The 20,761-nt window shown below is 62.9% G+C and carries 19 protein-coding genes; 12 read left to right on the forward strand and 7 right to left on the reverse strand.

All coding sequences use genetic code 11. From position 1 onward, the window contains the following. Window positions 1–9 precede the first annotated feature (9 nt). On the forward strand, window positions 10–684 hold the full coding sequence (locus tag Q6A47_RS08045; protein ID WP_039575714.1) for a bifunctional 4-hydroxy-2-oxoglutarate aldolase/2-dehydro-3-deoxy-phosphogluconate aldolase: 675 nt from the start codon (window positions 10–12) through the stop codon (window positions 682–684). Window positions 685–918: 234 nt separating this feature from the next. Here Q6A47_RS08045 and leuA read toward each other — a convergent pair whose 3' ends face one another. The 4 genes from leuA to Q6A47_RS08065 form a co-directional block, all read right to left on the reverse strand. Then, a complete protein-coding gene (gene leuA / locus Q6A47_RS08050) occupies window positions 919–2,592 on the reverse strand; it encodes a 2-isopropylmalate synthase (RefSeq protein WP_029613363.1) in 1,674 nt (557 codons plus the stop codon). 362 nt (window positions 2,593–2,954) lie between these two features. Then, a complete protein-coding gene (locus tag Q6A47_RS08055; protein ID WP_304483888.1) occupies window positions 2,955–3,782 on the reverse strand; it encodes a peptidoglycan DD-metalloendopeptidase family protein in 828 nt (275 codons plus the stop codon). A 3-nt stretch (window positions 3,783–3,785) separates the two neighbouring features. Next, window positions 3,786–5,165: an exodeoxyribonuclease VII large subunit gene (xseA, locus tag Q6A47_RS08060; RefSeq protein WP_039583057.1), complete on the reverse strand. Its 1,380-nt coding sequence runs from the start codon at window positions 5,163–5,165 to the stop codon at window positions 3,786–3,788. A gap of 97 nt (window positions 5,166–5,262) precedes the next feature. Next, window positions 5,263–6,141, reverse strand: a complete 879-nt coding sequence (locus Q6A47_RS08065) for a LysR family transcriptional regulator (RefSeq protein WP_304483890.1) — start codon at window positions 6,139–6,141, stop codon at window positions 5,263–5,265. A gap of 101 nt (window positions 6,142–6,242) precedes the next feature. Between Q6A47_RS08065 and Q6A47_RS08070 the strand changes: the two genes are divergently transcribed. The 5 genes from Q6A47_RS08070 (at window position 6,243) to Q6A47_RS08090 (ending at window position 11,547) form a co-directional block, all read left to right on the forward strand. Next, window positions 6,243–6,998 (forward strand): sulfite exporter TauE/SafE family protein, encoded by a 756-nt coding sequence (locus tag Q6A47_RS08070; RefSeq protein WP_116887649.1) that lies wholly within the window; start codon window positions 6,243–6,245, stop codon window positions 6,996–6,998. Between the two features lie 48 nt (window positions 6,999–7,046). Continuing rightward, window positions 7,047–7,592, forward strand: coding sequence for a hypothetical protein (locus tag Q6A47_RS08075; RefSeq protein ID WP_039575723.1), 546 nt, complete (start codon window positions 7,047–7,049; stop codon window positions 7,590–7,592). A gap of 86 nt (window positions 7,593–7,678) precedes the next feature. Continuing rightward, on the forward strand, window positions 7,679–9,148 hold the full coding sequence (gene guaB, locus Q6A47_RS08080) for an IMP dehydrogenase (RefSeq protein ID WP_039575726.1): 1,470 nt from the start codon (window positions 7,679–7,681) through the stop codon (window positions 9,146–9,148). Window positions 9,149–9,280: 132 nt separating this feature from the next. Continuing rightward, complete coding sequence (gene guaA, locus Q6A47_RS08085; protein WP_039575728.1) at window positions 9,281–10,858, forward strand: glutamine-hydrolyzing GMP synthase; 1,578 nt, start codon at window positions 9,281–9,283, stop codon at window positions 10,856–10,858. 284 nt (window positions 10,859–11,142) lie between these two features. Next, window positions 11,143–11,547, forward strand: a complete 405-nt coding sequence (locus Q6A47_RS08090) for a hypothetical protein (RefSeq protein ID WP_029613360.1) — start codon at window positions 11,143–11,145, stop codon at window positions 11,545–11,547. 187 nt (window positions 11,548–11,734) lie between these two features. Here the strand turns inward: Q6A47_RS08090 and Q6A47_RS08095 are convergent, their stop codons facing one another. Beyond that, window positions 11,735–13,750 (reverse strand): autotransporter family protein, encoded by a 2,016-nt coding sequence (locus tag Q6A47_RS08095; RefSeq protein ID WP_304483893.1) that lies wholly within the window; start codon window positions 13,748–13,750, stop codon window positions 11,735–11,737. Between the two features lie 750 nt (window positions 13,751–14,500). Between Q6A47_RS08095 and Q6A47_RS08100 the strand changes: the two genes are divergently transcribed. The 3 genes from Q6A47_RS08100 to tadA all read left to right on the forward strand — a co-directional run bounded on the left by Q6A47_RS08100 (window position 14,501) and on the right by tadA (window position 18,085). Further along, window positions 14,501–16,081 (forward strand): phage tail sheath family protein, encoded by a 1,581-nt coding sequence (locus Q6A47_RS08100; RefSeq protein WP_304483894.1) that lies wholly within the window; start codon window positions 14,501–14,503, stop codon window positions 16,079–16,081. Between the two features lie 142 nt (window positions 16,082–16,223). Beyond that, window positions 16,224–17,606 carry a multicopper oxidase family protein gene (locus tag Q6A47_RS08105; protein ID WP_304483896.1) on the forward strand — a complete coding sequence of 461 codons (1,383 nt, stop codon included), beginning with the start codon at window positions 16,224–16,226 and terminating at the stop codon, window positions 17,604–17,606. Continuing rightward, window positions 17,606–18,085 (forward strand): tRNA adenosine(34) deaminase TadA, encoded by a 480-nt coding sequence (gene tadA, locus Q6A47_RS08110; RefSeq protein WP_304483898.1) that lies wholly within the window; start codon window positions 17,606–17,608, stop codon window positions 18,083–18,085. The genes Q6A47_RS08105 and tadA overlap by 1 nt, the downstream gene beginning before the upstream one ends. A gap of 12 nt (window positions 18,086–18,097) precedes the next feature. Here tadA and Q6A47_RS08115 read toward each other — a convergent pair whose 3' ends face one another. Beyond that, window positions 18,098–18,670, reverse strand: coding sequence for a L,D-transpeptidase family protein (locus tag Q6A47_RS08115; protein ID WP_116887653.1), 573 nt, complete (start codon window positions 18,668–18,670; stop codon window positions 18,098–18,100). A gap of 19 nt (window positions 18,671–18,689) precedes the next feature. After that, window positions 18,690–19,241: an NUDIX hydrolase gene (locus Q6A47_RS08120; RefSeq protein ID WP_039575740.1), complete on the reverse strand. Its 552-nt coding sequence runs from the start codon at window positions 19,239–19,241 to the stop codon at window positions 18,690–18,692. A 126-nt stretch (window positions 19,242–19,367) separates the two neighbouring features. Between Q6A47_RS08120 and Q6A47_RS08125 the strand changes: the two genes are divergently transcribed. From Q6A47_RS08125 to Q6A47_RS08135, 3 genes are read left to right on the forward strand one after another with little or no spacing between them, the layout of a single operon-like run. After that, complete coding sequence (locus Q6A47_RS08125) at window positions 19,368–19,967, forward strand: CoA pyrophosphatase (RefSeq protein WP_029613355.1); 600 nt, start codon at window positions 19,368–19,370, stop codon at window positions 19,965–19,967. Window positions 19,968–20,011: 44 nt separating this feature from the next. Beyond that, window positions 20,012–20,536 carry a gamma carbonic anhydrase family protein gene (locus Q6A47_RS08130; RefSeq protein WP_295484221.1) on the forward strand — a complete coding sequence of 175 codons (525 nt, stop codon included), beginning with the start codon at window positions 20,012–20,014 and terminating at the stop codon, window positions 20,534–20,536. After that, window positions 20,526–20,720 carry a DUF1289 domain-containing protein gene (locus Q6A47_RS08135; protein ID WP_029613353.1) on the forward strand — a complete coding sequence of 65 codons (195 nt, stop codon included), beginning with the start codon at window positions 20,526–20,528 and terminating at the stop codon, window positions 20,718–20,720. Before Q6A47_RS08130 ends, Q6A47_RS08135 begins: the two co-directional genes overlap by 11 nt. Window positions 20,721–20,761 lie beyond the last annotated feature (41 nt).

Here is a 20,761-nt window from a genome sequence, read left to right on the forward strand (position 1 = left end):
TCCACTGTCATGACCACCCTTGAACGCCCCCAACCGCTGCGCTCGATGGCCGAAAAAGCCGCCCGCATCGACCAGATTTGCGCTCAGGCGCGCATCCTGCCGGTGATCACCATCGCCCGCGAGCAGGACATCCTGCCGTTGGCCGACGCGCTGGCCGCCGGTGGCATTCGCACCTTGGAGGTGACCTTGCGCTCCGAGCACGGCTTGAAGGCCATCCGCGTGCTGCGCGAACAGCGCCCCGAGCTGTGCATCGGCGCTGGCACCGTGCTCGACCCGGCGATGTTCGCCGCCGTCGAAGCTGCGGGCGCGCAATTCGTGGTGACGCCGGGCATCACGGCTGAGGTGCTCGAGGCCGGTGTTCGCAGCGACATCCCGCTGCTGCCAGGCATCAGCACGCCATCGGAAATCATGGCCGGTTACGCGCTGGGCTATCGCCGCTTCAAACTGTTCCCGGCAGAAGTAGTCGGTGGCGTCGCCGCGATCAAGGCCTATGGCGGCCCGTTCGGCGACATCCGTTTTTGCCCTACCGGCGGCGTCAATCCGGCCAATGCCCGCAGCTACATGGCCTTGCCGAACGTGATGTGCGTTGGCGGCACCTGGATGCTCGACAGCAGTTGGGTCAAGAGCGGCGACTGGGCGCGGATCGAGGCGTGCAGCGCCGAGGCCATGGCGTTGCTGGGCTGATACGAATTTCGTTGTGTGCTGTACGGCTTGTGGGGCGCTTGGTCGGCGCCCCTTTTTTTGCCTGTGATTCGACGATCAGGCGACCTTGAATTGCGAGACCAGCCGTTGTCGTGCTCAGACCTGTGACGCCAGTTTCTGCTGGGGGAGGCGGTCTGCTGCGCACGAGCGACTGTCCTGCGCACAACAAAAAGCCCGCGTCTTGCGAGGCGGGCTCTCAGGGTAGTGCGCTGGCAATCAGGCCGCTTTGGCAGACTGCTGGCTCAGCGAGCGGTTCAGGGCGCTGAACAGGGCCTTGAAGCTGGCCGTGGTGATGTTCTCGTCGATACCCACGCCATGTACCGGACGACCGCCGGCCACGCGCAGTTCGATGTAGGCTGCGGCCTTGGCGTTGGTGCCGGCACCGATGGCGTGCTCGTTGTAGTCCATGATCTCGACCGCGACCGGCAGGCCGGCGACCAAGGCTTCCAGGGCGCCGTTGCCCTTGCCGCGCCAGTGCAGAGTGGTTTCGCCTTCACCGGCCACTTCCACTTCCACGGCGCTGCTGCCGTTCTCTTCCTGCAGGCGATGGCTGACCAGCGCGTAGGGTGCGTTGGCTTGCAGGTACTCTTTGTGCAGCAGGCTGTAGATCTGCTGAGCGGTCATTTCCAGGCCCAGGCGATCGGTCTCGCCTTGCACCACTTGGCTGAATTCGATCTGCATGCGACGCGGCAGGCTGATGCCGTATTCCTGCTCCAGCAGGTAGGTGATACCGCCTTTGCCGGACTGGCTGTTGACGCGGATCACCGCCTCGTAGCTGCGGCCGATGTCAGCCGGGTCGATCGGCAGGTACGGCACTTCCCACAATTCACCGTCCTTCTGCTGGGTGAAGCCCTTGCGGATGGCGTCCTGGTGAGAGCCGGAGAAGGCGGTGTGCACGAGGTCGCCCACATACGGATGACGTGGGTGCACGGGCAGTTGGTTGCACTCTTCGACGACCTTGCGCACGCCGTCGATGTCGGAGAAGTCCAGTTGCGGGTCGATGCCCTGGGTGTACAGGTTCAGCGCCAGGGTGACCAAGTCGACGTTGCCGGTGCGCTCGCCGTTGCCGAACAGGCAGCCCTCGGCGCGGTCGGCGCCGGCCATCAAGCCCAGCTCGGTGGCGGCGATGCCGGTGCCACGATCGTTATGGGTGTGCAGGCTGATGATGACGCTGTCGCGACGGTTGACGTGGCGGCAGAACCATTCGATCTGGTCGGCGTAGACGTTCGGCGTGGCCACTTCGACGGTGGCTGGCAGGTTGAGGATGATCTTGTGTTCCGGGGTCGGGTTCCATACCTCGATCACCGCATCGCACACTTCCTTGGCGAACGCCATTTCAGTGGCGCTGAAGGTTTCCGGGGAATACTGGAAGGTCCACTGGGTGTCTGGCTGCTGGGCGGCGTACTTGACGAACAGCTTGGCGGCGTTTACCGCGATGTCCTTCACGCCTTGCTTGTCCTGGTTGAAGACGATGCGGCGGAATGACGGGCAGGTGGCGTTATACAGGTGGACGATGGCTTTCTTGGCCCCGCGCAGGGACTCGAAGGTACGTGCGATCAGGTCTTCACGGGCCTGGGTGAGCACCTGGATGGTGGTGTCGTCGGGGATGTGGCCATCTTCAATCAGGGTGCGCACGAAGTCGAAATCGGTCTGCGAGGCCGAGGGGAAGGCCGCTTCGATTTCTTTCACACCGACCTGCACCAAGGTCTTCCAGAAGCGCAGCTTCTTTTCCGCATCCATCGGTTCGATCAGCGACTGGTTGCCGTCACGCAGGTCGGAGCTGCACCAGATTGGCGCCTGGGTGAGGGTTTGCGAAGGCCAGGTGCGGTCGGGCAGGTCGATGGTGGGGAAGGCGCGGTATTTCTTGGAAGGGTCTTTGAGCATGGTCATTGGAGCAATCCTTTAAATGTGCGGCCTGATCGGGCCTGCCAAGCGGTGACGAGATGACGCGGCGGGACGATGCGGTTCAGCCAGGTAGTCGTGCACTGACCAGGCAAAGGCTGCGGTGTTGGCGGAGCAGAATGAGGGTGTTGGCGGTTTTCATGCCCTCAACCCTAACCAGTGGCATGGGGGTTGGCAAGCGGCGGGAAAAAATTGAGAGGAATGCTTAAATAAACCTTTTTTGCGAGATTCAATAGCTGAATTCCAATAAAGGGTTTTGAATTGTTGCGCAGTATTTTTGGATGGCGCAACTCGGTTTTGTTGACCGGGCGGCCTTTCGCGGATTCACCTGCGAACGGCCGCCACTGCCCTCAAGGCTGAAACGCACCGATGAAAATCGCCGGGTCCACCCGCGCATCGTTCAGGCTGACGTTCCAATGCATGTGCGGCCCGGTGGCCCGTCCTGTAGAGCCCACCCGCCCGACGACGTCGCCACGGCGCACTACCTGCCCCGGCTGCACGTCCACCTTGGACATGTGACAGAACATGCTGATGAAGCCCTGGCCATGGTCGACGAACACCGTGCGGCCATTGAAGAAATAATCGCCCACCAGAATCACCTTGCCGTTGGCCGGGGTCTTGATCGGCGTGCCGGCGGGCACGGCGAAGTCCAGACCGGCGTGGGGATTGCGCTCCTCGCCGTTGAAGAAGCGGCGCACACCAAACTTGCTCGACAGGGGACCATTGACTGGCTTGTCGAGGATCAGGTTGCTGGGCACGCCTGGGCTGAAGCTGCGGTACGCCTTGATCTGTTCGGCCAATTCGCGGTTGATGCGCTTGAGGTCGTCCGGCTCAGGATTGACCTGGCGTGTGTTCTTCAGGGTGATGCGTTGCTCTGGGTATTTCTTGCTGCCGACGCTGAAGGGCAAGGTGCGCGTGCCCTGGGTGAGGCTGGCAGGACCGGGCTTCTGGGTGAGAGGGAGGCCGACGATGGCCAGCCAGCGGTCTTGCTCTTTGACCACCAGCACCGGCTTGCCCTCGAAGCGAGCGCTCGGGGCGCTGGCGGCAGGGCCCAGATCGACCACCGCAACGCCGCCAGGCACGGGTTTGTTCAAGGTGCGGGTGATGTAGCTGGCCTGGGCCGTAGCGGTCAGCAGCAGGGCGCAAAGGGCGAGCAGGGGGGCGAGCAGACGGGGCATGTGTCAGTCCAGAAGCGAGAGGGTGACCGGGGTCTGATGGTTGTCTTCGACCCGCACCTGCAACTCGCCCTGATCCAGGCGGGCGGTCAGGCGTTGGCCGTTGTGAGTCTGGGCGGCGCTGCGGATCGCTTGGCCACGGTCGTCGAGCAGGATGCTGTAGCCGCGCGCCAGGGTGGCCAGGGGGCTGACGATCTGCAACGTTTGCAACTGCGCCTGGAAGCGCTGGCGACGGTCACGAAGCACTGCCTGCATGGCCCTGGGTAAACGTTCGCCCAGGCTGTCCAGGCGCTGTCCCAGCAGGGCCAGGGTGCGCCCGGGATGCTGCGCGGCCAGGCGCGTGTCGAGACGGCCCAGGCGCTGCTGGCGCTGGTTCAGGTCGAGCATGAAGGCGCGGCGCAGGCGCATGTCCAGGTCGTCCAGGCGCTGGGCCTGCTGGCGCAGTCGCTCGCGTGGATGGCGCAGGCGTCGGGCCAGGCCGTCGAGGCGCAGACGGTCGTGGCTCAAGCGGGCATTCATGCGCAACAGCAGACGGCGTTGCAGGCTGTCCAGGCGTTGCAGCAGACCGCTGCTGTCGGGCGCCAGCAATTCGGCGGCCGCCGAGGGCGTGGGGGCCCGCACATCGGCGACGAAGTCGCTGATCGACACATCGGTCTCATGCCCTACCGCGCTGACGATCGGCGTGACGCAGGCTGCGATGGCGCGCGCCACCGGTTCTTCGTTGAAGCACCACAAGTCTTCCAGCGAGCCACCGCCACGGGCCAGAATCAGCGCGTCGAAGCCAAGGCTGTCGGCCCGCTGCAGCGCGCGCACGATCTGCCCGACGGCTTCGCGCCCCTGCACCGCCGTGGGGATCAGGTTGAGTTCCACCTGCGGTGCGCGGCGAGCGAAGACGCTGATGATGTCGCGGATCACCGCGCCGGTGGGCGAGGTGACGATGCCAATGCGCCGCGGATGCGCCGGCAGTGGCTGTTTGCGCTCGGCGGCGAATAGGCCCTGTTCGCCCAGTTTTTCCTTCAGGGCTTCGAAGGCCAGGCGCAGGGCGCCATCGCCCGCCGGCTCGACGCTGTCGACGATCAACTGGTAGTCGCCACGGCCCTCGAACAGCGACACCTTGCCGCGTACCTTCACCGCCAGACCGTCACGCAGGGCCTGGCGAACCCGCGCAGCGTTCTGCCGGAACAGCGCGCAGCGCACCTGGGCACCACTGTCTTTCAGGGTGAAGTAGAGGTGGCCGGAGGCTGGGCGGGCGAGGTTGGATATCTCGCCTTCCACCCAGACACTGCGGAACACGTCCTCGAGCAGCACGCGGGCGCGGCCGTTGAGCTGGGTGACGGTGAGGACCTCGCGGTCCAGGCCGAGTCGTTCGAAAGGGTCTCTGATCATGGCGGGCATCATAAAGGACAACGCTTGCGATTGTCTGTGTCCGCTCCTTGGGTGGCAGCGAGGGGTACGCAGGGGTGGTGCCCCCCATCAACCGACCTCACGCCGTCATCGCCGCCACGAACTGCCTCACCAGCACGCTCGCGTCAGCGCGACAGGCCAAGGCCACCGTGCTGTCACAGCGTGGTTTCAGTGTGATGAACTTCAGCGAAACCGGGGCAATGTCGCGCATGCAGGCCGGCAACAGCGCCACGCCCAAACCGGCCTCGATCAATTGAAGCTGGGTGGTCTTGCGTGACACCACCTGGGCGGCCTTGGGAAAGAATCCTGCGTCCAGGCACAGCGAAGCCGACAAGTAACTCAGTCCGCCTCGATGCCGGTGGGGAACGGACACGAAGCGTTCGTCCTTCAAGTGCTCCAGCGCGGCTTCAGACACGCCAGCCAGCGGATGCTCGGCCGCGACGGCCAGCAGCAGCGGTTCGCTGAACAGCTCGTGCAGTTCGACGCCTTCGTGCTGGCGCAGCACGGGCAGGCGCAGCAAGCCGATGTCCAGGCGTCCTTCGGCGATGTCCAGCAGTTGCGCCTCCGATGACTGCTGGGCGATTTCCAGGTTGACCTCTGGATGGTTTCGCAGATAGCTGCTCAGGCGCGTCAGCAGCTCGCCCGTGAGGGGAACGGTGCTGGAATGACTCAACTGCAGGCTGCCGCGCAGACCTTGTCCGACCTCCAGCGCCAGGCGCTGTGCGCTATCCAGGTCTGCCAGGAGTTGCCGAGCCCGACCGAGAAACGCTTCGCCGGCCGGAGTCAATCGAGGCTGGCGTGCGGTGCGCTCGAACAGCGGTGTACCGAGATGCTGCTCCAGTTCCTTGATCTGGCGGCTCAAGGCCGATTGGGCGACGTACAGCCGCTCGGCAGCCGCCGTGAAGCTGCCGCTGTCGGCGATTTCCACGAAGTAGCGCAGTTGGCGGAGCGAGGTCATTCTTGATATGCCTTTTCGAGATGGGTTTAGAGGTCAAGGCATATTAGTCGGCATAGCTTAAGGGTGGCTAATCTTGTGCTGTCTTTCCAGGAAACCTGCACATGTTCATTGCGCTTCCTTTTACAGGCTTGGAGTGGCTGCCGATCCTATTAGGCATTGCTGCCGCTTACGTCGTCTTTGGCATTGCCGGCTTCGGCACCGCGTTGATTGCCGGGCCGGTGTTGATCCATTTCATGCCGTTGTCGCGGATCATTCCGCTGCTGGTGTTGCTCGATTTCGTCGCCGCTTTCGGCAACCTGCTGCCGTCGCGACGTGATGTGGTGCGCAGCGAACTGCTGCGCCTGCTGCCGTGCATGGCGCTGGGCTGCACCTTGGGCGTGGCGTTCCTGCTGCACCTGAAATCGGACCTGCTGCTCTTGCTCATGGGGCTGTTCGTCACCGCTTATGCGCTCTACAGCCTCTGCGTGAAGGCTCGCCCGCAGCGTCTGGCCGCCGCCTGGGCGGTGCCCATGGGGACGGTGGGCGGGCTGTTCGGGGCACTGTTCGGCAGTGGCGGCTTTCTCTATGCGATCTACCTCAGTGCGCGGCTGACGGCCAAGGAGCACGTGCGGGCGACGCAGAGCGCATTGATCAGTTGCAGCACCCTGGTGCGGCTGGCGCTGTTCCTGGTGGCCGGCGTGTATGCCGACAGTCGCTTGCTGTGGCTGGCGGTGTGCTTGCTGCCGGTGATGGCGATCGGCTTGTGGCTGGGGCGGCGCCTGAGCCTGCGCCTGTCCCGCGAGGCCTTCGTGCGTCTGGTCACCTGGTTGGTGCTGGCCAGTGGGCTGGCGCTGATCGGTCGCTACCTCACGGGCTGAGCAGGGCGTAGACTTGCACGATCGCTACAGTTTCAGGCCTGACCCTTCATGAACATCCACAGCATCATTGTCCCCAAACTGTCCACCGTACCCGCGCACGAGGCCCGCGCCCGGGCCATCGTGCGCTGGCTGGTACGCGAGAAAATCGTCGAGGAACACCTGAGCACCTGCGGGCGCACCGGCAACCGCATGGGCCATGCATTGGCCGAGGGGGCACGCAAGGTGGCCCTGCACCCGGAGCGTCTGCCGTTTGGCGAGCCGGTCAATGGTCTGGAAGTGATGCTCAAGCGCTGCATCTATACCCCGACTGACGGATTTCTGGAGGAAGCCGGCTGCCCTGAGTGTCGCCGCGAAGTGGGCGAACCGCTGTTCGAAAGCCTGGAGGAGTGGATGCCAGCGGTGAGTGACAACTTCACCTGCCCGCTGTGCGGCTTCGAGGACGACATCAACGGCTTCCTGTATCTGCAGCCGTGCGCGTTCTCCAACCTGGGCTTCATCTTCAACAACTGGGGCGAGGCCGGGTTCACCCAGGCTTTTCTCGACAACTTCGCCGACTGGCTGGATCAACCGGTGGCGGTGGTCAGGGTGGGCTGAGCGGTGAGGCCTGCTGCCCATTGAGCCCCGGGCCCTGCATGAGTATAATGGCGCGCTTCCATTTTTCCCGCCCGGGAGCCCCCGCGATGCTGCGTATCAGCCAAGAAGCCCTGACCTTCGACGACATTCTCCTTGTACCCGGTTATTCCGAGGTACTGCCCAATGAAGTCAGCCTCAAGACCCGATTGACCCGCGGCATCGAGCTGAACATCCCGCTGGTGTCCGCTGCCATGGACACCGTCACCGAAGCGCGCCTGGCCATCGCCATGGCCCAGGAAGGCGGCATCGGCATCATCCACAAGAACATGACCATCGAGCAGCAGGCCGGCGAAGTGCGCAAGGTCAAGAAGTTCGAGGCTGGCGTGGTCAAGGATCCGATCACCATCGAGGCCGACGCCACCGTGCGCGACCTGTTCGACCTCACCCGTCTGAACAACATCTCCGGCGTTCCGGTGCTGGAAAACGGTGATCTGGTGGGTATCGTCACCTCCCGCGACGTGCGCTTCGAATCGCGTCTGGACGCCAAGGTACGCGACGTGATGACGCCCAAAGAGCGTCTGGTCACCGTGCGTGAAGGCGCCGACAAGAACGAAGTCCGCGAGCTGCTGCACAAGCATCGTCTGGAAAAAGTCCTGATCGTCGACGACAAGTTCGCCCTCAAGGGCATGATGACCGTCAAGGACATCGAAAAAGCCAAGGCCTACCCGCTGGCCAGCAAGGACGACCAGGGTCGCCTGCGCGTCGGCGCGGCGGTCGGCACCGGCAAGGACACCGGCGAGCGTGTTGCTGCGCTGGTGGCCGCTGGCGTCGACGTGGTGGTGGTCGACACCGCCCACGGCCACTCCAAGGGTGTGATCGAACGCGTTCGCTGGGTCAAGCAAACCTACCCGCAGGTGCAGGTGATCGGCGGCAACATCGCCACTGGCGCCGCCGCCAAGGCCCTGGCCGAAGCGGGCGCCGATGCGGTCAAGGTCGGTATCGGCCCAGGCTCGATCTGCACCACCCGTATCGTCGCCGGTGTCGGCGTGCCGCAGATCAGCGCCATCGCCAACGTTGCCGCTGCGCTGGAAGGCACAGGCGTGCCGCTGATCGCCGACGGCGGTATCCGCTTCTCCGGTGACCTGTCCAAGGCCATCGTTGCCGGTGCTTCCTGCGTCATGATGGGTTCGATGTTCGCCGGTACCGAAGAGGCTCCAGGCGAAGTCGAGCTGTTCCAGGGCCGTTCCTACAAGGCCTACCGCGGCATGGGCTCACTGGGTGCCATGGCGCAGGCGCAAGGCTCGTCCGACCGCTACTTCCAGGACTCCTCGGCCGGCGCCGAAAAGCTGGTGCCGGAAGGTATCGAAGGCCGCGTACCGTACAAGGGCGCCCTGGCCGCGATCATCCACCAACTGATGGGCGGCCTGCGTTCGTCCATGGGCTACACCGGCAGCGCGACCATCGAAGAGATGCGCACCAAGCCTGAGTTCGTGCGCATCACCGGCGCTGGCATGGCCGAGTCCCACGTGCACGACGTGCAGATCACCAAGGAAGCGCCGAACTACCGGGTCGGCTGACCCCTGAAGCCGCGCCGAGCGGCTTCGCCACATGTGACAAACGATGGCTGCGTCGATGCAGCCATCGTGTTTTTCCCCCGATCAACTTGCAGCTTGCAGCTTCAAGCTCGCAGCTGAATCAGAGATTCCCCCATGGCCCTCGACATTCACGCTCACCGCATCCTGATCCTCGATTTCGGTTCCCAGTACACCCAGTTGATCGCCCGCCGTGTACGCGAGATCGGCGTGTATTGCGAACTGCACCCGTTCGACATGGACGATGAGGCGATTCGCGAATTCAACCCACGCGGCATCATCCTCGCCGGTGGTCCCGAGTCGGTTCACGAAGCCAACAGCCCACGCGCGCCGCAGGCCGTGTTCGACCTGAAGGTGCCGGTGCTGGGCATCTGCTACGGCATGCAGACCATGGCCGAGCAGATGGGCGGCAAGGTCGCCGGTTCCGAGCTGCGTGAGTTCGGTTATGCCCGAGTCGATGTGGTCGGCAAGAGCCGCCTGCTCGACGGCATCGAAGACCATGTCGATGCCGACGGCGTGCTGGGGCTGGACGTGTGGATGAGCCACGGCGACAAGGTCACCCAGATGCCGGCCGACTTCCACGTGCTGGCCAGCACCCCGAGCTGCCCGATTGCTGGCATGTTCGACGACGCGCGCGGCTACTACGGCGTGCAGTTCCACCCGGAAGTGACCCACACCAAGCAGGGCGGTCGCATCCTGTCGCGTTTCGTCCAGGACATCTGCGGCTGCGAAGCCCTGTGGACGCCCTCCAACATCGTCGAAGACGCCATCGCTCAAGTGCGCGAGCAAGTGGGTTCGGCCAACGTCCTGCTGGGCCTGTCCGGCGGTGTCGACAGCTCGGTGGTCGCGGCGCTGCTGCACCGCGCCATCGGCGACCAACTGACCTGCGTGTTCGTCGACAACGGCCTTCTGCGCCTGCACGAGGGCGACCAGGTGATGGCCATGTTCAAGGAGAACATGGGCGTCAAGGTGATCCGCGCCGACGCTGAGAAGCAGTTCCTCGACAACCTGGCCGGCGAAGCCGACCCGGAGAAGAAGCGCAAGATCATCGGCCGCACCTTCATCGACGTGTTCGATGCCGAGGCCAGCAAGCTGCCCAACATCCAGTTCCTCGCCCAAGGCACCATCTACCCCGACGTGATCGAGTCGGCCGGCGCCAAGAGCGGCAAGGCCCACGTGATCAAGTCGCACCACAACGTCGGCGGCCTGCCGGAGGAAATGAACCTCAAGCTGGTCGAGCCGCTGCGCGAGCTGTTCAAGGATGAAGTGCGCAAGATCGGCCTGGAGTTGGGCCTGCCGTACGACATGGTCTACCGCCACCCGTTCCCGGGCCCGGGCCTGGGCGTGCGCATCCTCGGCGAAGTGAAGAAGGACTACGCCGACATCCTGCGCCGCGCCGACCACATCTTCATCGAAGAACTGCGCAAGGCTGACTGGTATCACAAGACCAGCCAGGCCTTCGTCGTATTCCAGCCGGTGAAGTCGGTAGGCGTCGTCGGCGACGGCCGCCGCTACGCCTGGGTCGTTGCCCTGCGCGCCGTGGAGACCGTGGACTTCATGACCGCACGCTGGGCGCACCTGCCTTACGAGCTGCTGGAGACCGTCAGCGGGCGCATCATCAACGAGATCGAAGGCATCTCGCGAGTGACCTACGACGTGTCGAGCAAGCCGCCGGCGACGATTGAGTGGGAGTGATCCCGCGTTCGGTTTAGACCGGTATCAAGTAGTAGAAGCGACACCCAAAGCCCGCGTCCCTGCGGGCTTTGGGTTTTTGGAAGTTGGGAATAAGTAACGCTGTGCAGCGTTTTTGACGCGTTATAGAATCACCGACTGTATTGAATACCACGAATGCAGTTTCCGCGAATGGCTAAACTGCCTAACCCCAAAACACGGATAGCCTTAGGTGATTTACACTACGCTTGTCCGGCCAGTGCTCGCAGCCTGGGATGTACTCATGATGATGTATAAGGATGTCTAACATGTTTTATGTGCAGGATGCTGTGCTGGTGTTTGTTTTGCTTGGTATTCCCTATGCCTTTTTACTTAAAAAGGCGGGGCTCTCTCCGTATTGGTCGTTGATGTTCATGATTGTCCCATTCGGTATACCGTTGGGCGCATGGATTGGCTTCCCGATTCTTGCCCTCAGGGCATGGCCTGCCAGGAATGAATTACCCAACAGGTACTTCCTGGCCGTTCCTCAAAACGTCACGTTGGTCCTGCTCCACCTTGTGATGCCGATCTTTTCAATCTTTGTAATTCTCAAGAAGTCTGGCTACAGCGGATGGTGGTGTTTGACCGCTGTGATACCTCCAGCCGCTTTCATCATGCTCTGGGTCATTGCATTCAAGAAAAGAACAATGCAAGCACCCGTAGCGCCATGCTAGTGGGCTAGCGTCGTTCGCTTTTTATGCCCTGTCTTAGAAGTGAGCTGAGCCCCATGTTTCGGGGTTCACGCGGACGTGGTGGGAGCGGCCTTGTGCCGCGAAAGGGCCGCGAAGCGGCCCCAGCATTCTTTGAGCGAACAGCATTAACGTAAATTCGGGCTTCGTTGTTTCAGGCAAAGACGTTCAATCAGAAGTCATAACGCACATTGGCCATGAAACTGTTTGCATCGAAACCACTGCGGGCCAGGTAGTTGTAACTTCCACCTACGCTCCATGCGCCCACGCGATAGGTCGCGCCCAGTCCCAGTTCGTAGCTGTCACGCGCCGGTGTGGCGCCGGTGGTGGTGAACGCGTTGCCGCCGAGCACGAAGGTCGAGGTGGTGCTGGCCTTGTCGCCGATGAAGTCGTGCCAAGCCATCAATTTGGCCTCCGGCTCCAGGCTGCCCACGCCCATGTCGAAGGCTGCCGCCAGGCGAGCGCCCAGGCCCATTTCGCCGATTTCATAGCGTTGGCTGCCGACCTTGAGGGCGGCCGAGCTGCCTTTTTCCCGGTACGAATCGATCGACACATTGGCATAGCGTGCCCCGACCTGCGGTTCCACAAGCCATTGCTTGTCGAGTTGGAAGCGGTAGCCGGCCAATGCATTGACGCCGAAGATCTCGCTGTCGTAATCGGCTTTGGCGCGGGTGCCGGCAATGTAGCGTTTGGATGCGTTGTCGTTCCAGCCATACATCAGCGAGGTATCGACGAAGACGTTGCCGCGCGTCCAGTTACCGTACAAGGTCAGGGCATGGCCGCTGACATCGGTTTTGTGGCCCAGGTCGGATTTGACGTCGCTGGTCAGGTAGCTGTAGGCCAGTCCCAGGGTGGTGTCGGCATTGAGCTTGCCATCGGCACCCAGGGCGATGCCCTTGGTCTTGGCGTCGTAGCCTTGGACGCCGTGGCGGTTGTCCTGGTTGGCATCGCTGGACAGCGTTTGCAGCCAGACGCCTTGCTCAGGTAGTACTTCACCGGAAGACAGGCCGCTACGCGCTTTGCCGGCGCGCGCGTGAATGGCATTGGCCACCAGATTCAGGCTGTCGGTGGCGGCATTGATCACGCCACGGCTGACGTCCGGCGTCAGGGTTTCGGCCAGTTGGGCGAGTTCGGCGTTGCTGGCGGCGCTGGCGAAACGCTGGAAGACCGGGTCGCTTTCGGCGATCTGGCCCATGATCGTGTTCTTCAGCGGATTCACGGCGTTGACCGCGTTGTCCGAACCGCTGGCCTCCACCACGTTCTGTGCGACCTCCTCATCGCTGCGGGTGGTCACCAATGCTTTGACGTCCTGGCCTTCGATACCGAAGTTCTTGACTTCGAGCAGGGCCGACGAAGACACCACGGAGAGGTTCTGTTGTTCTTCCCAGGTGCCGGAATTGATCAGCGTGTAGCGTGTGCCTTGGGCGGAGGTGCGGAAATCGTCGGAGCGCGCTTGCAGTTCGACTTGGCTGCCTTTGGAGAAGTAGGTGTTGCCGGTGACTTTCAGGATCGGCGTGTTGGGCTGTGTGTCGTTGTCCAGCAACAGGCGCAGGCGTGCGGTGTCGCTGTCCAGGTCGAGGTCGCCGACGATCGTGGTCTGTGGGCGCAGCAGCGTCAGGCGGCCTCCGTCAATATCGACGAAGCCGCTGCGAATGGTCGAGCCATCGAACTGCGCATCGCCTTTGACCAGGACACCGCCCAGGCCCTGCAGGTCTCCCTTCACTTGGCCGCCGCGCCAGTAAAAGTAGGTATTAGGTGCATCCTCGTCGGCCAGAATCGCTGCGACGCCGCCTTCGATCAGGCCGCTGGTCTGGGTGATGCTGAGCAGGTTCCCCGGTGTGCTGGCATCGATGACGTGGATACCTACACCGTCGGCTGAAATAGTCCCACTGTTGTTGACGTCGGACTGATAAGGAGAGCCCGGCATGTTACCGGTGAATTGGGCTTTCTCGAGCACGATGCCCTCAGCGTCGGTGCCACGTGCCGTTATGGTGCCGGTGTTGTTGATGCGCGCTTGAGTCGAGCTGATCCACATGCCTTCGGCCTCTTCACCCGTGACGGTGATATTGCCGGAGTTATTCACCTCGCCTGCGATCTTGGTCCGATACATTTGCAGACCGCCGCCGAGATCACCGCTCACCGTGATGTCACCCTGGTTGATCACGTCGCCAGCGATGTTGGCGTACAAGCCGTCGATCGAGATTCCTGCTGCGAATCCTTTTGAGCTATCTGCTCGGTTGATTGTGCCTCGGTTTATTACGTTACCTGCCAGGGTGACGTCATTAAACCTAACCCCTGCGTTCTGGGAGGTGCCGGTGAAGGTGGCATTATTGAAAACTTCACCGGTACTAAGGTAGCCCCCAGTACTCAGATCGTGATTCAGATTGTTCAGGGTTGCAGCTTGGAGTGGGGCAACGACAGCCGCCACGGAGAGCGCCAACAGTGAGCGGCGCAGAGGGGAAATAGTCAAAGCAGTATCCTTACAGGCAGAGACTGGCAGGGAACGATCCGCATTGGCGTCTACTGTTGGCATCCCTGCCAGCTTTTCAGTGGAGTGCTGAATCAAGCGCGCGTGAATTTACACGAATGAAGATGGCAATTCACCACTATCCATTCAGCGCGCGGCCAGATATTTCAGAAATGCGACAGGTGCCTCTCAGGTCTGGACTTTCTCTAATGTTTAATCGGAAATCGTTCGAGCGATTTCAGCGATGCCATAGCCCAGCAGCGACGAGGCGAGGGCGGGCCATCGCGCGACAGCGAATGTGAAGATTGGCTGAAATGCCTCGATAGGGTTGGCAGCGATTCGAACGGTTAGTGGCTAAAAGCCGCTATCGTGCTAGCGTCACTCCTACCCGTATTTCTGGTTCAGCGGGGCGCATTCGCTCCCTGCATGGCGGTCGATTCGCTTCCCACTCCCACATCACGAGGACACGCCATGATCTCCACTCCCAAGACGCCCGGCGTGTACATCACCGAGCTCAATGCGTTTTCCAACTCAGTCGCGCCCATCGCGACCGCTGTGCCCGCGTTCATCGGCTATACGCCGCGCGCCGATTATCGAGGCGCGTCCTACTACAACAAGGCCGTGAAGATCACCTCGTTCGCCGAGTTCCAGGCCTATTTCCTGCTGGACAATCCGCCGCCGCCAGCGGAGCCGGCGCGCCAATACAGTCCTGAGTACTACCTGGTAGCGCAGAACGCGCAACCTGACTCGGGTCAGTTCGTGCTGATCGGCGGCACGTACTATTCGATAGTCCCCGACCCCAGCACCGTCTATTACCTCTACAACAGCATTCGCCTGTTCTATCAGAACGGCGGCGGCGATGCCTACGTCGTTGCGGTCGGCGCCTATGGTGCACCCAGCCACAGGCCGGCCAGCGATGCGTCGGCACCTGTAGTCAACCCCAACGTGCACTTGGTCGATCTGCAACGGGGCTTGAGTGTGCTGCTCAAGGAGGCGGAGCCGACCTTGTACATCTGTCCAGAGGCCACCCTGCTGACGGTGGCCGACAACGGCACACTGATGCGGGGGATGCTGGAGCAGGCCGAGCAGATGGGTACTGCGCTCTGCGTGTTCGACATCATTGGCGCAGACAAACCTGATCCGGTCCACTACACCCAGGACATTCAGACCTTCCGTGGCAACGTCGGTCAAAATGGGCTGAGCTATGGCGCCTGCTATTACCCGTTCATCGGCACCCACGTGATGCAGCCGGCCGAGATGGATTTCACCCAGCTGTTCGGGGGCGATACCGCGCAACTGGCGGCGTTGATCAATCCGCCGGCAGCACCGAATGTGGCGGTCGCGGCACTGCTGGACATGATCCTGACACCGCCGGCCCAAGCGATGAGCAACAGCCAGTTGCAGGCCGGGCTGCTCAACGCCAGTCAGAGCTACCGAACAATCATCGAAAAAGTGCTCGAATGCGCCAACGTGCTGCCCCCCAGCGGCGCGATGGCGGGGGTCTACGCGGCAAGCGACAACTCAGGAGGGGTGTGGAGTGCCCCGGCCAACAGGGGCATCGTCGGTGCCGTCAGCTTGCCGATTCAGCTGTCCGACGCCCAGCAGGAGGATCTCAACATCGATGCCGATTCGGGCAAGTCGGTCAACGCCATCCGCTCATTCAAAGGCGCGGGCATTTTGATCTGGGGGGCACGTACCCTCGACGGCAACAGCCAGGACTGGCGCTATATCCCGGTGCGCCGGACCATGATCTTCCTTGAGCAGTCGATCAAGCTGGCCGCGCAGCCCTATGTGTTCCAGCCCAACACCGCCGACACTTGGGGCGCCGTGAAGGCCATGATCACCAGCTTCCTCACCGGTATCTGGAAGGCGGGTGGCCTGCGGGGAGCGACCCCTGATGAGGCGTTCCACGTGAGCGTCGGGCTGGGGTCGACCATGACCCCGGAAGACTTGCTCGACGGCTACCTGCGTATCAGCGTCCAGGTCGCGGTGATGAGGCCGGCCGAGTTCCTCACCATCGCCATCGTTCAGGAGCAGGCCAAGTCCGACTGAGGTGGGGCGCCAGCAGCGTTCGACCCTGATACCGCGCGACAATCGCGCACTTAATCTTTCTCAGTTGCAGGTGTATCGTATTCGCCCTTCCGTCACTGGCCGATAATGGCCATTTGATTGCGCCTACGAGGTACCTGCACCGATGTCCTTTACCCGTCGACAAATGCTCAAAGGCCTGACCGGTCTCGTGGTGGTTGGCCTGGGCGCCGGAGGTGCGGCGCGTTACTGGCTGGGCAAGGTCGAAGATGAAAATGCCGGGCACGACTACGAGCTGATCGCCGCCCCACTGGACGTCGAACTGGTCCCGGGCTTCAAGACTGAAGCCTGGGCGTTCGGGCCTTCGGCGCCGGGCACCGAACTGCGGGTGCGCCAGGGAACCTGGCTGCGGGTGCGCTTCATCAATCACCTGCCGGTGGAAACCACCATCCATTGGCACGGCATTCGTCTGCCGCTGGAAATGGATGGCGTGCCCTACGTGTCGCAACTGCCGGTCAAGCCGGGTGAGTTCTTCGACTACAAGTTCCGCGTGCCGGATGCCGGCAGCTACTGGTATCACCCGCATGTCAGCAGTTCCGAAGAGCTGGGCCGCGGCCTGGTGGGGCCGTTGATCGTCGAGGAACGCGCGCCCACCGGCTTTCTTCACGAGCGCACGCTGAGCTTGAAGACCTGGCACGTGGACGAGCAGGGCGCCTTCATGCCCTTCAGCGTACCGCGCGAGGCGGCGCGCAATGGCACGGCCGGGCGGCTGATCACCATCAACGGCCAGGCCGAGGCGGTCACCGAGCTGCCGGCCGGCCAAGTCGTGCGCGTGCGGCTGCTCAACCTGGACAACACCTGGACCTATCGCATCAACCTCAAGGGTAATTGCGAGGCCAAGGTCTACGCCCTCGATGGCAACCCGGTCACGCCGAGGCCGCTGGAGGACGAGTACTGGCTCGGCCCCGGCATGCGCATCTGCCTGGCCATTCGCATTCCCGAGGCGGGCGAGGAAATCTCGTTGCGTGATGGTTTCGTGCGTCTCGGTACGCTGCGTTCGGTGGCCAGCAGTGAGGCCCCCGGCAACTGGCCCGAGGCCCTGCCGCCCAATCCCATCGCCGAGCCGGATCTGGAAAACGCCGAGAAGCTCAACTTCAATTTCGAGTGGGCAGGCAAGGTCTCGGTGGACACCGACAACGGCAGGCCACCGAGCCTGTGGCAGATCAACGGGCAGGCCTGGGACATCACCGACAAGACCTGCGCCGACCGTCCCATCGCCACGCTGAAAAAGGGCAAGAGCTATATCTTCGAGCTGAAGAACATGACCCAGTACCAGCACCCGATCCATCTGCACGGCATGAGCTTCAAGGTGATCGCCTCCAATCGGCACAAGATCACCGAGCCCTGGTTCACCGATACCTACCTGCTGGGCCGCAACGAACGTGCCCAAGTGGCCTTGGTGGCGGATAACCCCGGCACCTGGATGTTCCATTGCCATGTGATCGACCACATGGAAACCGGCCTGATGGCCGCGATCGCGGTGGTGTGATGCGTCCGCAGATCATCGATCGCAGCCGCGACGAGGAATTCATGCGCCTGGCGCTGACGCTCGCGGCCCAGGGCGCGGCGCTGGGCGAGGTGCCGGTGGGGGCGGTGCTGGTGCAGCACGGCGAGGTGCTGGGTCAGGGCTTCAATCGCCCGATCATCGACAGCGATCCCAGTGCCCATGCCGAGATGATCGCCATCCGCGCGGCGGCGCAGGCGGCGAACAACTACCGGCTGCCGGGCAGCACCCTGTACGTGACCCTCGAACCGTGCAGCATGTGCGCTGGGCTGATCGTCCATTCGCGCATCGAGCGGGTGGTGTTCGGCGCGCTCGAACCCAAGGCTGGCGTGGTGCAGAGCCAGGGCCAGTTCTTCACCCAGGGTTTTCTCAACCACCGGGTGCTGTTCGAGGGCGGGGTGCTGGCCGAGGCGTGCGGGGCGATCCTCAGCGAATTCTTCAAGGCCCGGCGGGCCAAGGGCTGACGCAGATGGCCGTCAGGGACGGATCTCGATCATGGTGCCGTCCTTGACCATGCTCCACACTTCGCGCATGTCGGCGTTGCGCATGGCGATGCAGCCCTCGGTCCAGTCCAGGGTATGGAAGTACCACTCCGGGTACTCGTCGTTGATCGGCGTGCCGTGGATCATGATCATGCTGCCGGCGTTCACCCCGTCACGGCGTGCCTTGGCGGCATCGCTGATGTTCGGGTAGGAAATGTGCATCGCCAGGTTGTAACGGTCGCTGGCCTTGCGCCAGTCGAGCCAGTAGAAACCTTCGGGGGTGCGCTTGTCGCCCTCGCGCTCCTTGGCGCCCTTGGGCTGCTTGCCCAGGGAGATGCGGTAGGTCTTGAGCGGCTCGCCGCGGCTGATCAGTTGCAGGCGACGTTCGGACTTGAGCACCAGCACCTTGTCGATCAACGGCTGGCTCGCACTGCGCGGCGGCAAGACGTGTGGCTGCGCAACCGGTGGCGTGTTCGCGGACGCAGGCTTGCGGATGATGGTTTCGGTGAACGCAGCCTGCGATACCGAGGCCACGCACAGGCAGAAGAGGGCAAGCAAGCAACGCATCACACGTATCCTGAAAGAGCTAGTTGGACGACGACACCAGCATCGGCGGCAGTGATTCATGCCCCAAGGGGAAATGCTGCCTGATGCGGTCGCGATAGTAGCATTCTAGTGTCCTGCTCACGGTGCGAAAAGCCAGCGCGTCCCAGGGGATTTCGTGTTCCTCGAACAGTCGCACCTCCAGGCTCTCGACGCCGACGGCGAAATCCAGGTCGGCCAGTTCGGCGCGGAAGAACACATGCACCTGGTTGATGTGCGGCAAGTCGAACAACTGATAGAGGGTAGCCGGGCCGACCCGCGCGCAGGCTTCCTCGACGGTTTCGCGACGGGCGGCCTGATCGAGCGTCTCGCCGTTTTCCATGAAGCCGGCCGGCAAGGTCCAGAAGCCGCGACGCGGTTCGATGGCGCGGCGGCACAGCAGCACCTGCGTGCCCCAGGTCGGCAGCACCCCGGCGACGATGTTGGGGTTCTGGTAATGAATGGTGTGACAGGCCGGGCAAACATAGCGCAGCCGGCTGTCGCCCTCGGGAATCTGTTGAATGACCGGGTTGCCGCACGCACTGCAGAATTTCATGCTGATCGTCCTGTGTGGGTGGCTATCTTGGCGCGGCCTGGTGGGTTGCCGCAAGCGGCCAGGGCTTGGGTGCTCCCGGGCTTTTGGTGCATCATGCCGGGTAGGCTTTGGAATCGAGAGTGCGCGATGCTGGACGAGCTTCTTCGCCGTATGAGCAACCATATCCCCGTGCCCCTGGAGGCGGACCGCCGTTTTCCGGAGGCGGCGGTGCTGTTGCCCATCACCCGCAGCGAAGAGCCCGAGCTGGTCCTGACCCTGCGCGCCCAGGGCCTGTCGACCCATGGCGGCGAAGTGGCCTTTCCGGGTGGAAGGCGCGACCCCGAGGATCCTGACCTGGTCTTCACCGCCTTGCGTGAGGCCGAAGAAGAAATCGGCCTGCCGCCCGGCTTGGTGGAAGTGCTCGGTCCGCTGAGCCCGCTGGTTTCCCTGCATGGTTTGAAGGTAACGCCGTTCGTCGGCGTGATCCCGGATTACGTCGAATACCGCGCCAACGATGCCGAGATCGCTGCGGTGTTCACGGTGCCGCTGTCGTTCTTTCGCCAGGACCCTCGCGATCACACCCACCGTATCGACTACCAGGGCCGCAGTTGGTACGTGCCCAGCTACCGCTATGGCGACTACAAGATCTGGGGCTTGTCGGCGATCATGATCGTCGAACTGGTCAACCTGCTGTTCGACGCCGGCATCAGCTTGCACCGTCCGCCCGAGCGTTTCATCGAGCACTGAGCGGGGTCCACCCGCCAACCGCAGCCAACCGTGAGGAAGCACATATGAAATACCGCCTGGGCGACCTGCGCGTCGAAGCCCATCCCAGCAGTTGGGCCGCGCCCACCGCCACGTTGATCGGCAAGGTGCGCCTGCAGGCGCGGGCCAGTGTCTGGTTCGGCGCCGTGCTGCGTGGCGACAACGAGTTGATCGACATCGGCGAGGACAGCAACGTCCAGGACGGTACGGTGATGCATACCGACATGGGCTCGCCGCTGACCCTGGGCAAGGGCGTGACCATCGGCCATAACGCCATGCTGCATGGCTGCAGCGTCGGCGACTACAGCCTGATCGGCATCAACGCGGTAATTCTTAATGGCGCGCGCATCGGTCGACACTGCATCATCGGCGCCAATGCGCTCATCCCCGAGGGCAAGGAAATTCCCGACGGCTCGCTGGTGATGGGCTCGCCGGGCAAGGTGGTGCGCGAGCTCACCGAGCAGCAGAAACGCATGCTCGAGGCCAGCGCTGCGCATTACGTGCACAACGCCGAGCGTTATGGGCGCGAGTTGGTGCTCGATGAAGACTGACGAGCGGCCGGTCGGCTCACCCTGCGTCAACGTCTGCGCCCTGGACGAGCAGGACATTTGCACGGGTTGCCAGCGTACCGTGGAGGAAATCAGCCAATGGACACGCCTGGACAACGACCAGCGCCGTGCAGTGCTGGTGCGTTGTCACGAGCGGGCGCTGGCGGCGGGCCTGGTCATCGGTTGAGCGTGTCTTCGGGCGGGGTTGCGCAGCAGCGGGTTTACCGG

It is taken from the genome of Pseudomonas boreofloridensis (assembly GCF_030580795.1).
Classification (GTDB): domain Bacteria; phylum Pseudomonadota; class Gammaproteobacteria; order Pseudomonadales; family Pseudomonadaceae; genus Aquipseudomonas; species Aquipseudomonas boreofloridensis.